Origin of the sequence: Kaistella sp. SH40-3 (assembly GCF_030686865.1) — a bacterium.
Taxonomy (GTDB): Bacteria; Bacteroidota; Bacteroidia; order Flavobacteriales; family Weeksellaceae; genus Kaistella.
In genome coordinates this window covers 1-821 of sequence record NZ_JAQYUS010000030.1, presented here as the reverse complement: position 1 = coordinate 821, position 821 = coordinate 1, and the positions used below count along the sequence as shown (strand labels likewise).

The following is an 821-nucleotide window of genomic DNA, read 5'->3' as shown; positions in this document are numbered from 1 at the left end:
TAACTTCGCTCGAAGCGCGATTCAAAATTTTGTTCGTTCTTAAATCCTCCGGAGATTTTTTTTTGTAGCCATTTTAGAGATTTTATTTTATGTTATGATCAAACAAAGTTAATAAAACAGCCTCAGGAAAAGCTACCGGAGGTTTAGTTCAACAAGCTATTTCTACAAGCGGGTACGAAGTTTTCATCGAAGATTATCGCGATTAATTCAATTTTTAGAAAGTAGAAAGTTTTCGTATTTTTAGCCCGCCTGCAGAAATACCCAACCGTTATGCACCATTTTAAGACAACAGACAAACATTGAACTTCAGACAACAAATAGCAAAGTATGTGACAGGAAATTTGACCACAGACCAACTTCCTGACATCGGTGTAACTGGACTTGAAGAAGGTTTGGACACGCCCTCACTTTGCATACTTGCTGGACTAAGTAAAAATGAAAGTCCTTTTCAAATTGACCATTATTTCAAACTGACACTCGATGAATTGAATATTAAGCTGCCCGACAAAAGACAAGCAGCAATAGAATATGCAATGGCAATAGTTGACGAAATACTGGACGGTAAAAAGGATGTAATTAGCGGGACAAGAGAAATTCGTTATCAGGCAATCGACAGTTATGACTTTTTTTCTGAGAGTAAGCAATTTTGTTACGACAGTATTGGATTTGAAACAGCCTACGGTTTGTTTGACACTTTTGACGAACTTTCAAATGCAGACAGACCTTGGCAAACAGAAAAGACGAATGAACAATTAATGACTGAAACTAAAACAGAACTTTTCGAAGAACTGAAAAAGTGGAAGGACAAAATAAAAAACGGT

1 protein-coding gene is annotated in these 821 nt (G+C 36.5%); it reads left to right on the top strand.

Going from position 1 to position 821, the window contains the following annotated elements; all coding sequences use genetic code 11:
* Positions 1-329: 329 nt before the first annotated feature.
* Positions 330-821 (top strand): hypothetical protein (locus PUH65_RS14885; RefSeq protein WP_305520896.1); only part of this gene is annotated, 492 nt, incomplete at its 3' end.